The 13,013-nt window shown below is 68.2% G+C and carries 12 protein-coding genes, 1 pseudogene and 1 riboswitch; of the genes and pseudogenes, 11 read left to right on the forward strand and 2 right to left on the reverse strand.

From position 1 onward, the window contains the following. Position 1 precedes the first annotated feature (1 nt). From E0H50_RS34355 to E0H50_RS34375, 5 genes are read left to right on the forward strand one after another with little or no spacing between them, the layout of a single operon-like run. The gene (locus E0H50_RS34355) at positions 2-901 is read left to right on the forward strand and encodes a carbohydrate ABC transporter permease (protein WP_131295177.1); all 900 of its coding nucleotides are present in this window, start codon (positions 2-4) and stop codon (positions 899-901) included. Next, positions 898-1,788 carry a carbohydrate ABC transporter permease gene (locus E0H50_RS34360; protein ID WP_131295178.1) on the forward strand — a complete coding sequence of 297 codons (891 nt, stop codon included), beginning with the start codon at positions 898-900 and terminating at the stop codon, positions 1,786-1,788. Before E0H50_RS34355 ends, E0H50_RS34360 begins: the two co-directional genes overlap by 4 nt. A 9-nt stretch (positions 1,789-1,797) precedes the next feature. Then, positions 1,798-2,793, forward strand: a complete 996-nt coding sequence (locus tag E0H50_RS34365) for a sugar phosphate isomerase/epimerase family protein (protein WP_131295179.1) — start codon at positions 1,798-1,800, stop codon at positions 2,791-2,793. Continuing rightward, positions 2,790-3,668, forward strand: a complete 879-nt coding sequence (locus E0H50_RS34370; RefSeq protein ID WP_131295180.1) for a transketolase — start codon at positions 2,790-2,792, stop codon at positions 3,666-3,668. The genes E0H50_RS34365 and E0H50_RS34370 overlap by 4 nt, the downstream gene beginning before the upstream one ends. Continuing rightward, positions 3,665-4,633, forward strand: coding sequence for a transketolase family protein (locus E0H50_RS34375; RefSeq protein WP_131295181.1), 969 nt, complete (start codon positions 3,665-3,667; stop codon positions 4,631-4,633). Before E0H50_RS34370 ends, E0H50_RS34375 begins: the two co-directional genes overlap by 4 nt. Here E0H50_RS34375 and ribB read toward each other — a convergent pair. Continuing rightward, positions 4,617-5,231 (reverse strand): 3,4-dihydroxy-2-butanone-4-phosphate synthase, encoded by a 615-nt coding sequence (gene ribB, locus E0H50_RS34380; protein ID WP_131295182.1) that lies wholly within the window; start codon positions 5,229-5,231, stop codon positions 4,617-4,619. The genes E0H50_RS34375 and ribB overlap by 17 nt on opposite strands. Positions 5,232-5,314: 83 nt before the next feature. Next, a riboswitch (FMN riboswitch) is annotated at positions 5,315-5,448 on the reverse strand. Positions 5,449-5,753: 305 nt separating this feature from the next. On the opposite strand from ribB, the pseudogene E0H50_RS44575 reads away from it, so the two are divergent. The 4 genes and pseudogenes from E0H50_RS44575 to E0H50_RS34395 all read left to right on the forward strand — a co-directional run. Next, positions 5,754-6,398 (forward strand): annotated as a pseudogene (locus E0H50_RS44575) (apiosidase-like domain-containing protein); the annotation flags it as partial. A gap of 76 nt (positions 6,399-6,474) precedes the next feature. Beyond that, positions 6,475-6,948 (forward strand): apiosidase-like domain-containing protein, encoded by a 474-nt coding sequence (locus E0H50_RS44315; protein ID WP_202868461.1) that lies wholly within the window; start codon positions 6,475-6,477, stop codon positions 6,946-6,948. 30 nt (positions 6,949-6,978) lie between these two features. Further along, positions 6,979-7,953 (forward strand): sugar-binding transcriptional regulator, encoded by a 975-nt coding sequence (locus E0H50_RS34390; RefSeq protein WP_202868462.1) that lies wholly within the window; start codon positions 6,979-6,981, stop codon positions 7,951-7,953. Next, positions 7,954-9,297: a threonine/serine exporter family protein gene (locus E0H50_RS34395; RefSeq protein WP_131295183.1), complete on the forward strand. Its 1,344-nt coding sequence runs from the start codon at positions 7,954-7,956 to the stop codon at positions 9,295-9,297. Here E0H50_RS34395 and E0H50_RS34400 read toward each other — a convergent pair. After that, the gene (locus E0H50_RS34400) at positions 9,294-10,853 is read right to left on the reverse strand and encodes a DUF4185 domain-containing protein (protein ID WP_131295184.1); all 1,560 of its coding nucleotides are present in this window, start codon (positions 10,851-10,853) and stop codon (positions 9,294-9,296) included. The two genes, E0H50_RS34395 and E0H50_RS34400, sit on opposite strands and share 4 nt — an antisense overlap. A gap of 268 nt (positions 10,854-11,121) precedes the next feature. On the opposite strand from E0H50_RS34400, the gene E0H50_RS34405 reads away from it, so the two are divergent. Together E0H50_RS34405 and E0H50_RS34410 are read left to right on the forward strand one after the other, a co-directional pair. Continuing rightward, the gene (locus tag E0H50_RS34405; protein WP_131295185.1) at positions 11,122-12,324 is read left to right on the forward strand and encodes a 3,4-dihydroxy-2-butanone-4-phosphate synthase; all 1,203 of its coding nucleotides are present in this window, start codon (positions 11,122-11,124) and stop codon (positions 12,322-12,324) included. Continuing rightward, complete coding sequence (locus tag E0H50_RS34410) at positions 12,321-13,013, forward strand: class I SAM-dependent methyltransferase (protein ID WP_202868463.1); 693 nt, start codon at positions 12,321-12,323, stop codon at positions 13,011-13,013. Before E0H50_RS34405 ends, E0H50_RS34410 begins: the two co-directional genes overlap by 4 nt.

The raw sequence follows: 13,013 nt of genomic DNA on the forward strand, positions 1-13,013 counted from the left end.
GATGGCAACGACAGCAACACTGGTCAAACCCAAGCGTGGCGGCCGTTGGTCCCCGTGGTTGTTCGCCATCCCCGCGCTGGCGGTGTACGTCGGGTTCCTGGTGTACCCGGCGTTGTCGTCACTGTGGTTCAGCCTGACCAACTGGGACGGCCTGAGCGCGACGTACAAGTTCGTTGGCCTGGACAACTACTTCAAGCTGCCTCAGGACCCGGTCGTGGTGGAGGCGGTCCGGAACAACCTGATCTGGACCGTGGTGACGATCGCCGTACCGACCGTCATCGGTCTGCTGCTGGCGATCGCGCTGAACGGGAAGGTGCACGGCAAGCCGATCCTGCGGCTGATCTTCTACACGCCCGCCGTCCTGCCGCTGGTGTCGATCGCGAGCATCTGGGGCTGGCTCTACAACCCGCAGTACGGCGCGATCAACTCGTTCCTGCGGATGATCGGGCTGGACGGACTGGCCCAGGCCTGGCTCGGGCAGGACTCGACCGCCCTGTGGGCCGTGATGGTGCCGGCGATCTGGTTGCGGACCGGATTCCCGATGCTGCTCTACCTGGCCGCGCTGCAGGGCATCCCGAACGAGCTGTACGAGGCGGCGACCGTCGACGGCGCGACGAAGTGGCAGCAGTTCTGGCACGTGACGATGCCGAGCCTGCGGCCGGCGCACTACATCGTGCTGGCGCTGTCGCTGATCGATTCGTTCAAGGTCTTCGACATGATCTACGCGATGACGTACGGCGGTCCCGGTACGTCGACGCAGGTGATGGGGACGTGGATGTACTTCAACGTCTTCCAGTACTACCAGGCAGGTTACGGCACCGCGATCGCCGTCGTGATCACGCTCGTCGCCATCGCGGTCGGCATCCCGTACGTCCGCTCCCAGACCAGGGAGGCCTCATGACCCTCACCGCCCAAGCCCCGGTAGAGCTGCCGCTCGAGTCCACTCCATCCGAGAGTCCTGGACCCAAGGGGCGTCGCGGCCTGGTGATGACGCTGGTTCTGGCGGTGATCGCCCTGTTCTGGATCTCACCGCTGGCGCTCCTGGTGATCACCGCCGTACGCCCGCTCGCGGACTTCGTCGGCAACGGTCCGCTCTCCTGGCCCGACCAGCTGACGTGGACCAACTTCAAGGACGCGTGGGGGATCGGCAACTTCGCCACGACGTACAAGAACAGCGCGATCCTGGCCCTGATCAAGGTGCCGCTCGGGGTGCTGGTGTCGGCGATGCTCGGGTTCGCGCTGGCCAAGCTGCGGATGAAGTTCCGCCGGACGGTGATGTTCACCGTGTTCCTCGGGCTGACCATCCCGATCTACATCACGATCGTCCCGGTCTTCATCATGATGCGATCGGCCGGTGCGACCGACAGCATCTTCGGGCTGATCGGGCCGTACCTGGCGTTCGGCATCCCGTTCGAGGTCCTGGTGCTGCAGTCGTTCTTCCGGCAGCTCCCGGACGAGATCATCGAAGCCGCCCGGGTGGACGGCGCCGGCGACTGGCGGGTGTTCTTCACGATGATCCTGCCGCTCTCGGTCCCGGCCCTGGTGACCGTGGCGATCCTGGACGCGGTCGCGACCTGGAACGAGTTCCTGTTCGCGCTGATCCTGCTGAACTCGGACGCGCACAAGACCATCCCGGTCGGTCTGCTGAACTTCCAGGGCCAGTTCGCCAACAACAACACCGGTCTCGCGGCAGGCATCCTGATTGCCGTGGTGCCGATTCTCATCGCCTACACGCTGCTGCAGCGCTGGATCGTCGGCGGCCTCACCGCCGGCTCGCTCAAAGGATAGGAATCCCATATGACTGACATGCCGGTCTTCGGCGCGGGTATCTGGCACTTCGCCACCTACAAGGACCGTTACGCGACGGACGGGTACGGCGAACCGGTCGGACTGCTCGAACAGATCGACCGCGCCGGAGCGGTCGGCGACCTGTCCGTCGTCGACCTGAACTGGCCGTTCGCCGGGTACGACGGGACGCTCGACGAGGTCAAGGACGCGCTGCAGCGGAACAACCTCAAGGCGATCGCGATCACGCCGGAGATCTACACCCGCGACTTCGTCAAGGGATCGCTGACGAACCCCGACCCGGCCGTCCGCAAACAGGCGCTGGAGCTGTTGCACCAGGCAACCGAGCTCGCCAAGGACCTGGGCTGTTCGTACGTGAAGCTGTGGCCGGGGCAGGACGGCTGGGACTACCCGTTCCAGGTGAACTACCACGACATCTGGAACCTGGCGCTGGACGGCCTGAAGGAACTGGTGTCCGCGCACCCGGACATCAACTTCGTGATCGAGTACAAGCCGCGTGAGCCGCGGGTGAAGATCATCTTCCCGAACGTCGCCCGCACGTTGCTCGGGATCGAGAAGATCGGCCTGCCCAACCTGGGCATCCTGCTCGACTTCGGCCACTCGCTGTACGGCCAGGAGACCCCGGCCGACGCGGCGCAGCTGGCGATCGACTACGGCCGGCTCTTCGCGATCGACGTCAACGACAACCTGCGCGGCTGGGACGACGACATGGTCGTCGGCTCGGTGCACCTGGTGGAGACGTTCGAGTTCTTCCACACCCTGCGCAAGAACAACTGGGAAGGCGTCTGGCAGCTCGACCAGTTCCCGTTCCGCGAGGACAGCGTCCAGGCCGCGAAGCAGGCGATCACCTTCCTCAAGGCGATCCACCACGCGCTCGACGTACTGGACGAGGACGCCCTGGCCGCCGCTCAGGCCTCGCACGACGCGCTCGCCGCGCAGAAGCTGGTCCAGAAGGTGCTGCTGAGTTCGATGGCGGAGATCGTATGACGCTCACAGTCGAGCACGCCACGATGCCGGTGCTCGGACGACTACCGATCCACTCCAGTCGCGCCGAGCAGGTCGCGCACATCGCCGAGGCCGCGAAGCAGATCCGGATCCAGGACCTCAAGCTGGTCCACCACGCCGGCGCCGGGCACATCGGCGGCGACTTCTCCGCGATCGACATCCTGGCCACGCTGTACGGCGCCGTGCTCGACATCACGCCCGCGACGGTGAACGACCCCGAGCGAGACCGGTTCATCCTGAGCAAGGGACATGTCGCGGGCGCGCTCTACACCACGCTGGCCGCGTTCGGGTTCCTGCCGGTCGAGGAGCTCGCGACGTTCCTCAAGCCGCTGTCCGCGCTGAACGGGCACCCGAACCGGAACAAGGTCGCCGGCGTCGAGGCCAACACCGGTCCGCTCGGGCACGGGCTGCCCGTCGCGGTCGGTCATGCCCTGTCGGCGAAGCTCGACGTCTCGATGCGCCGTACCTATGTGCTGGTCGGTGACGGCGAGCTGCAGGAAGGCTCGAACTGGGAGGCGATGATGGCGGCCTCGCAGTACCAGCTCGACCGGCTGACCGTGATCGTCGACCGGAACCGGCTGCAGCAGGGCGCGACCACCAAGGAGACCAACGACCTGGACCCGTTGCCGGAGAAGGCGGCCGCGTTCGGGTTCGCGGTGGTCGAGGTGAACGGTCACGATCACGGCGAGCTGCTCGACGTCCTGTCCGCCGTACCGTTCCGGCCGGGCAAGCCGACGTTCGTGATCGCCCACACGCACAAGGGGCACCCGATCTCGTTCATGAGCAACAACGTCGCCTGGCACCACCGGGTGCCCGACGCCGCGGAGTACCAGCAAGCCCTGAAGGAGCTGGCATGACAGTGCTCGAGACCCGTTCGATCGCGGACCAGCCGCGGTACGACTGCCGGGACGCGTACGTCGAGACACTCGCCGAGCTGGCCGAGGCCGATCACCGGATCGTTGGCGTTGTCAACGACTCGGTCGGGTCGAGCAAGCTGAACAGCTTCCGGAAGGCGTTCCCGGACCGGCTGATCAACGTCGGGATCGCCGAGCAGGACATGGTCGGCGTCGCGTCCGGGCTGGCCAACGGCGGCCGGATCCCGTTCGTGTCGGCGGCGTCCTGCTTCCTCACCGGCCGCGCGCTCGAGCAGATCAAGGCCGACGTCGCGTACTCCAACACCAACGTGAAGCTCTGCGGGATGAGCCCCGGCGTCGCGTACGGCGAACTCGGGCCGACACACCACTCGATCGAGGACATCGCCTGGCTGCGGGCCATCGCCAACATGACGGTGATCGTGCCCGCCGACCCGATCGAGACCGCGGCTGCCCTGCGCTGGGCCGCCGCCTCGGAGGGACCGGTGTTCATCCGGGTCAGCCGGATGAGCGTGCCGAAGGTGTACGCCGACGACTACTCCTTTGAGCTCGGCAAGGCGATCACGGTCCGCGAGGGCAACGACGTCACGGTGATCAGCAACGGGACCGTGCTGTGGCGGGCGCTGGCCGCCGCCGAACGGCTCGCCGAGGACGGGATCTCGGCGCGGGTGCTGTCGATGCCGACGGTGAAGCCGCTGGACACCGAAGCCGTGGTCGCGGCCGCGCGGGAGACGGCCGGCATCGTGACCGCCGAGGAGGCGGTGTCCGGCGGCGGCCTCGGCGGTGCCGTCGCCGAGACCGTCGTCCAGCACCATCCGGCGCGGGTGAAAATCCTCGGCTTCCCCGAGTTCGCGCCCACGGGGTCGGCCGGCTACCTCCTGGACCGGTACGGCCTGTCCGCGGAGGGCATCGCCGACGCCGCCCGCAAGCTCATCACGACAGGTAAGTGACCAGGTCGGCGATCGAGATCATCGCGAAGCCATGAGCGTCGGCGAACGCGCGCAGGTCGGCACCGGCCATGAGTGTGCCGTCGTCGTTCATGAGTTCGCCGATCACGCCGACCGGCGGCAGTCCGGCCAGCCGGACGAGTTCGACGGTGGCCTCGGTGTGACCGGGTCGCTGCCGCACTCCGCCGTCGACGGCGCGCAACGGCAGGATGTGACCGGGCCGGATCAGGTCCGCGGGCTGCGCCGAGGGATCGGCCAGCACGCGGACGGTCCGCGCCCGGTCCGCGGCCGAGATGCCGGTCCCGACACCGGTCGCCGCGTCCACCGACACGGTGTACGCCGTCCGCAGGCTGTCCTGGTTGTTCGGGACCATCAACGGCAGCTCGAGCTGGTCCAGGATCTCCGCTGCCGCGGGCGCGCAGACGTAGCCGCTGGTGTGACGAACGAGCAGAGCCATCAGTTCGGGGGTCGCGAGGCTCGCGGCGAAGGTCAGGTCGCCTTCGTTCTCGCGGTCCTCGTCGTCGACGACCACGACCGGCCGTCCGGCGGCGAGCTCGGCGACCGCGTGGTCGATGGTGTCCAGGCTGGTCACGGTGTTCACGATCGTTGTCCTCTCGGAAATGCATTCGTGAGCACTCCGGGGCAACGACAAGCTCCACGCCCCTTCGCAGGGACGTGCAGCTGCCACGTGCGTCTTCCCATCCGGACTTTCACCGTCGGTCCCGGAGTTCCACCAGGTCAACCGCTCCTCCTTGTGGAGTCACGGGTCGCGGACTGTCACCGCCGGCTCGGAATTTCACCGACCCCAGAGCACGTGTGTTCTCACCAGTAGCTTAACGGCAACCAGCACCCCGGGAGTGTCATGTCCATCTCATCCGTCTGGCGAGAACTCGAACTGCCGGCGACCGGCGAATGGGTCGAATTCGAGCACGAGAGCGGTCTCGCACTCCGCCGGCCAACGTTCCGGGATGGGCAGGTCCGAAAGGTGCGGTTTGCGGCGCCTTTGGCTGGGCGGTGGCAGTGGGCGGAGGGAGAGTTCGACGTACAGCCCGTGGCTGCGGACGAGGTCAATCCGTTCTACGCGCACGGCTTCTGGCGGATGTCCCCCGGCGGCCGCAGCCTCATGCACGCCGACGGCACACCTGCGGTACTGGTGGCCGACACCGCCTGGGCTCTGCCCTGGCGCGCCACCCCCGAGCAAGTACGTGAGTACGCCCTGGACAGACAGTCCAAGGGTTTCAACGCGGTCCTGCTGATGACGGTGCAACCGGACATGCGCGCGGTCGGCCCGCGGGACCGCACGCAGGACGAGGGCTTCGACGTCGGGTTCGAAGACCTGCCGGACGGCCATCTCAATCAGCTGAACGACGAGTACTTCCAGTACCTCGACGAGCTGCTGACGATTCTTGTCGAGCACGGGATCGTCCCGGTGCTGCAACCCGTCTTCCAAGGGTTCGGCTGGAAAGGCCTGGATGTCGCGGGCACGGTGGTTCCGGAGCCGGAGTACGCCGCCTACTGCCGCTATCTCGTCGCGCGGTACGGCGCCCGGCCGGCGATCTACCTGGTCGGCGGCGACGGATCCGGCACCGAAGCACAGACCGCAGCGGGCGGCGCGGAGGTGCACGACGTGGACTGTTACGAGCAGCCGACCGGCATCCACTACCGCCCGCACATCCGCGCGAACGCCCATCAGGACGCGGACTGGCTGGACTTCCAGTGGTGCCAGACCGGGCACACCGGGGAGCACGTACCGGAACGGGTCGCGGACATGTGGCGCAACGACCCGGTCAAGGCAGTCGCGAACGGCGAACCGACGTACGTACGAGCACACCGGCCGGACCGGCGTGGCCGAGGGCTGGTGGCAGGGTCACGAGGCGTGGAGCAACCTGTGCGCGGGCGGCACGATGGGCGTGGTCTACGGCGCGGGCAGCCTGTGGCAGTGGCGACTGCACGCGGAGGAGCCGGGGCACTCCGAGTTCTTCCTTGCGCCGGGCGCGGGCTGGCGCGAGGCGATCGGCTTCGAAGGGTCGACGTACGTCGGGATGCTCGGGAAGATCCTGAACGGGTTGCCGACCACCGACATGGCGCCGGACTGGACCCGGACGATCTCGGGGCGGGCGCTGAGCACGACCGGCGGCGGCCTGATCGTGTACCGCGAGAACGGCGGGCCGGTGATGGTGTTCGACGAGACCGTCTCGCTGGCGTACACGATCGTCGACCCGCGGGACGGCTCGGTGGTCGCCACCGGCACTCGGGACACGCCGGAGAGTCCATTGCCTGAGGCCGGTGGCGCACCGAGGGTCTACATCTGCCTATAGTCCAGTTTGATCGTCTCGAGAGGTGGTGTCGTGAACAGCAACCGCGCGGTGCGCCAGCCGGGGCTGGACGAGCTGCGGCTGCTCGCGAAGGTGGCGCGGATGTACCACGAGAAGGGCATCCGCCAGCCGCAGATCGCCGCCGAGCTGAACCTGTCCCAGGCGCGGGTCTCCCGGATGCTGAAGCAGGCCGTCGAGGTCGGCATCGTGCACACCGTGGTGACCATGCCGAGCGGCGTGCACAGCGACCTCGAGGACGAGCTGCAGGGCCGGTACGGGCTGCGGGACGCGGTCGTCGTCGACACCCTCGGCGTCGGGGACGACGTACTGCCCGCGCTGGGCTCCGGCGCGGCGGCGTACCTCGACATGACGCTCACCGGCGGGCACGTGGTCGGGATCTCGTCCTGGAGCGAGACGCTGATCAGCGCGGTCGACCGGATGCCGCGCAAGAGCGTTCCGGTGGTGGACAAGGTGGTCCAGATCGTCGGCGGTCTGGGCGACGCGGCGGTGCAGATGCAGGCGACCCGGCTGACCGCGCGGTTCGCCGAGCTGACCGGTGGGATGCCGGTCTACCTGCCTGCTCCCGGGCTGGTCGGGACGCCCGCCGTCCGCCGGGCGATGATGAACGACGTGTCGGTTCGGGACGTTCTGGGCACGTGGGGACAACTCACCGACGCCCTGGTCGGGATCGGCAGCCTCGAGCCCTCCCCGCTGCTGCAGCGCAGTGGGAACGCGGTCGCGGAGGCCGACCAGGACGAGCTGCGCCGGCTCGGTGCCGTCGGGGACGTGTGTTTCCGGTTCTTCGACGAAGAGGGAAAGCTCGTGCGCTCGACGTTCGACCAGCGGGTCATCGGGGTGACCGCGAAGGAGTTGCTGGCGGTGCCGCGCCGGATCGGGGTGGCCGGCGGCGACCGCAAGTACTCCGCGATCCGCGCCGCGATGCTCGGCGGCTGGGTCAACATCCTGATCACCGACCTCGCGATGGCCCACCGGCTGCTCGAGCAGTAGATGGAGCCTGACGAGCAGCGGGAGGTCTACGCCACCATCGACCTGGCCTTGCGGGTCGGTGAGGTGCTGCTGTCCAGCGGCGCCGGTACGGCGGACGCGACCGCGACGATCCTCGGTGTCACCGCGGCCGGCGGACTGCGCGGCTGCGAGGTCGACATCACGTTCACGTCGATGGCGGTCTCGTACCAGGCCGCACCGGACGTCGCGCCCGAGACGCACATCCGGCTGGTCCGCTACCGGTCCCAGGACTTCTCCCGGCTGACCGACGTCGACCGGCTGGTACGACGGTTCGCCCGCGGCGATGTGACCCGCGAGGAGGCGTCCCGGGAACTCGCCCGGCTGACGTCCGCCGGTCCGCCGTACCCGCGCTGGACCGCGGTCCTCGCCTGGGGCGTGATGGCCGGTGGCGCGACGCTGCTGCTCGGCGGCGGCTGGCTGATCACGTTGGTGGCGGTGCTGACCGCGATCGTGATCGACCTGAACAACCGGTGGTTCAACCGGCAGCGACTGCCCGCGTTCTACCAGCAGGTCGCCGGAGCGTTCGTGGCGACCGCGGTCGCCCTGGTCCTGTACGCCGTGCACGCGCCGGTGAAACCGTCGCTGGTCGTTGCCGCGGGCATCATCATGCTGCTGGCCGGGATCGCACTCACCGGTGCCGTGCAGGACGCGATCACCGGCTACTACGTGACCGCCGCCGCGCGGAGCCTGGAGGCGATGCTGCTCACCGGCGGGATCATCGCCGGTGTCTCGCTCGGGCTCGGGCTCGGTCTGAGGTTCGGTCTGAAGGTCGGCATCGAACCCCAGACGATCCAGCTGGCGAACCTCCCGATCATGGTGATCTCCGGTGCGGTGATGGCCGTCGCGTTCGCCTACGCGTCGTATGCGCCGCTCCGCGCGTTGCTGCCGGTCGCTGTCATGGGTGCACTGGCCTCGCTGATCTTCACGTTGATGACCAGGGCGTCCTTCGGGCCGGCCTGGTCAACGGCTGCCGCTGCCTTCGTCGTCGGTCTGTGCGGCTACTCCAGCGGCCGGCGGACCGGCGTACCGCCGCTGGTCGTGGTTGTCGCCGGTTCGATCCCGCTGCTGCCTGGTCTGACGATCTACAAGGGGCTCTACGAACTGACGGCCGGCGGACAGCTGATCGGCATCGTCAGCCTCACGACCGCGGTCGCGATCGGCGTCGCACTCGCCTCGGGCCTGATCCTCGGCGAGTACGTCGCCCAGCCCATCCGCCGCGAGGCCCGCCGTCTCGAGGACCGCCTGGCCGGCCCTCGTCTCGTCGGCCCTCGCCGCCCGGTACGGCGCCGTACGACACGCACCCGTCGCCGACGCCGCGCCGCCTAAAGCTCTTCCAGTACGACGTCGTCGAGCTGCAGCCACACGTCGTGACCATGACCGAAGAATCCGCCGTACAGCTGGATCAACGACTCCCGACCGGAGTCGAAGTCGACGCTGACCTTCGTGTACTGCGGGTGCGCGCCGCCGGTGTGTTGCGCGATCGTGCGCCCGCGCAACGTGCGGACGCCGAGCATCGTTTCGGAGTTGTACTCCGCCGTCCGGATCCAGGCGGACAGGCGGTACCGGTGGTTGGGGCGTACGGCAACGGTTTGCTGCAGTTGGTGGGTGCCGATCGAGTCCCGGACGAAGGCGTTGTTGGTGCCGGTGTGGCCGAGATTCGTGCGGTCGATGCCGCCGGTGCCGCTCAGTTGCCAGGGCGCGGACGGCGTACCGCTGGTTTGGCTCTCGAAGCCGGGATCCGTGACCAGGTTGGTGGTCTGGCCGTCCTCGGTGAGCTTGGTGCGCATCAGGTAGACGTTGTACGGATCCCACTGCGACATCGTGAAGTACAGATCCTGGCCGGACGACCAGGGATGTATGAACGCTCCGTACAGGCCCGGGTATTCGGTGCCTTTGACAACGACCTGTTCACCGCTCCACGGGCCGGTGAGGTCCTTCGCGGAGCGCAGCACGATCGCGGCACGGCGTTCGTCGAGGTACATCATCAACCACTTGCCGGTGTACGCGTTCCACTGCACCGACACCTCGCTGATCGGACCGGCCGCGACCGGTACGGCGGCCGACTCCTGCGGTGACCAGATCCGGCCGTCCCAGTACCGCCAGGCCTTCTTCTGCAGTACCTGCTGCTCGGGGACCCTGGCCAGGTGCGCGTTGCCGAACCGGCCGTTCGGCGTACCGATCATGTAGACGTAGCCCTTGTCCTTGACCAGGGCAACCATCTGGAAGTCTTCGCCCCAGGCCTTCGTGTTCTGCCAGCGGGCGTTCGGATCCTTGGTCCAGTTCTCGCCGTTGTCGTCGGAGTACGCGAAGCCGGAGTAGTTCGTGTACCAGCTGCCGGCCGGACCCCAGTAGTTGACCGACATGTACTGCACGTACTGGCGGTTGCCGACCGAGATGCCCGCGGTCGGGATCACCGTGTGCTCGTCGCGGTCGATCTTCTTGCAGGGCAGGAACTCCTTGGCGTGACCGGGCCGGTCCTCGGCGGCCGAGTCGAGCGTCATCCCGTCGGCCAGGTCGCGGTCCTTGCTGCGGAACAGCAGGTTGCACCGCCAGTCGATCGTCGCCTGATCGCCCGCGCCGCCGCCCGGTCCGGTCCAGCCGCTGCCGTAGCTGTCGCCGAACGCGGTCAGGATCTCGCCGGATCCGTTGTCCCAGAGGATGCCGAGATCGGTCGCCTTCAGGGCGAAACGCGCCTCGGTGTCGTTGATCGACTCCGGACCGGTGAGTTTGGCGATCCGCTCGACGGCCGACGGTACGGCTGCCTGACCGGGGTGGTGGCGTGGGGTCAGTGATGGCACAGCTCGGGCGGGTTGGGACTGGTCGGCAGGCACGATGGCCGCTCCGATCAGGGCAGGCAGGACGAGCAACCATCGTTTCCGCATCAGGGGCTCCTCGGGCGGTTGCAGAGAGCTGGGTCGAGAAATCGATTGCCGAACGACCGTAACCGCGGGCTGTCGGGACGGTCAACGGGTGGCGTGTGGTTTACTGCCGAGTGGTGCGATTCCACGGTGTGACGGTTGGACGTTGAGCCAGGCCCGTCGGCTCTGCCGGAAGGCGGAGTGACCCGGTGCGACCGGGGCCACGCGGTGATACCCCGCTTCAGCTCGGACTGAGTGTCCCTGGCCATCAGCTAGTGGTGGAGAGCGAAGCATGTTCACAGGACGTATCGAGCACGTAGGCACCGTCGCGGAGGTTCCCGGCGAGTTGCTGCGGGTGACCTCGGACGTGGCGGTCGCGCCGGGTGGCGCGGTGTGTCTCGACGGGATCAGGTTCACCGCGGAAACGGGTCCGCCCGGTGAGATCCGCGTGGTGGTGACCGACGAGACCAGGCGCCGTACGACGCTGGACCGGGTCGCCGTCGGTACGACGCTGCACGTCGAGCTGCCGGTGGCGATCGGCGACCGGATCGACGGGCACCTGATCCAGGGCCACGTCGAGGGCGTCGGCAAGGTGCTGCGGGTCGACGTGGAGCCGGCCGGGCACCGGGTCTGGATCAAGCCGCCGGAGCGGTTGCTGGCGCGGTTGGTGGCGAAGACGTCGGTCGCGATCGACGGCGTGAGCATCACGGTCGCAGAGGTGCTCAAGGACCGGTTCTCCGTCGTGCTCGTGCCGAACACGCTGGTGAAGACGACGCTGGGTGCCCTGGCGGCCGGGGATCGGGTCAACCTCGAGAGCGACCTGCTGGTGCGGATGGCTCGCGACGGGAACGGGCCCGAGTTGATGCGCGCGGTGGCACGGCTGCCGTGGGCGAGGCAGCTCAGCGGCGAGATCGGCGTACAGAAGGTGGTCGCGCAGATCGCCGCCGGCGGCGGGGTCGTCGTCTGGGATCCGACCGCGGAAGGCGAAGGCGACGTGGTCTTCGCCGGCGAACGCTTCCGCCCGGAGGCCATGCGCTTCCTGCTGACCCAGGCCTGCGGCCACACCACGATCCCGTGCGACGCCGACGTACTGCGCCGGCTGAAGATCGATCCGATCCCCGGCGCGGGCGACCGGCAGGGCACGGCGATGCACGTGCCCATCGACCTCGCGTCGGCACCCGGGACCGGTGTGTCCGCAGCGGAGCGAGCGGCGACCGTACGACGGCTCGCGGCGCCGGATGCGGTACCTGAGGACTTCCTCCGTCCGGGCCACGTGTTCCCGCTCGCGGCGCGTCCAGGGCTGCTGGCCGAACGTCAAGGCCACACCGAGGCGACCGTTGCCCTGTGCAAGGCGGCCGGTCTCGCCCCGGTCGGCGTCTGCTGCGAGGTGATGCGCGCGGACGGCGTGATGGCCGGCGCCGCGGACCTCGAACAGTTCGCTCTCCGCTGGGAGCTTCCGATGATCGACATCCACGACCTGGAGCGCTGGCTGTGAACGCGCTCTACGACGATCCGGAGTTCCTCGACGGCTACCGGCGCTTGCGCCAGTCAGGGCAGGCGCTCAACGAGCCGCTGGAGATCCCCGCGATGAACGCGGCGCTCCCACCGGTCGCCGGAGCGCGGGTGGTGGATCTCGGTTGTGGTGAAGGTGGTCTGGCTGTTCGGCTGGCCGAGGCCGGCGCGGCTGAGGTCCTGGCTGTGGATGTGTCGGAACAGATGCTCGCGGCGGCGCGGCTGCACCCCGCGGTCCGCTACGAGCGCGCCGACCTCGCGGATTTCGAGGTACCAACTGGTACCGCGGATCTGGTCGTGAGCAGCATGGCGCTGCACTACGTCGAGGACTTCGATGACCTGGTGGCACGGGTCGCGCGGTGGCTCGTGCCTGGAGGCTGGTTGGTGTTCACGATGGAGCACCCGATGGTGACGGCGCCGGTGGTCGCTGCGGACTGTGTGGTCGACGACTACGCCGACGAGGGGCGGCGTGAACGGACCTGGTTCGTGGAAGGCGTGATCAAGTACCACCGGACGATCGGCTCGATCGTCGCGACGCTGCTCCGCCACGGCTTCCAGGTGGAGCGGCTCGACGAGCCCATGCCGAACCCCGAACAGGTCGTGGCACAGCCGTCACTCGCCGTGCATCGCCGCCGCCCGCCGATCCTGCTGATCGCTGCACGCGTACGTTAG

The organism is Kribbella sindirgiensis (assembly GCF_004331435.1).
Taxonomy (GTDB): Bacteria; Actinomycetota; Actinomycetes; order Propionibacteriales; family Kribbellaceae; genus Kribbella; species Kribbella sindirgiensis.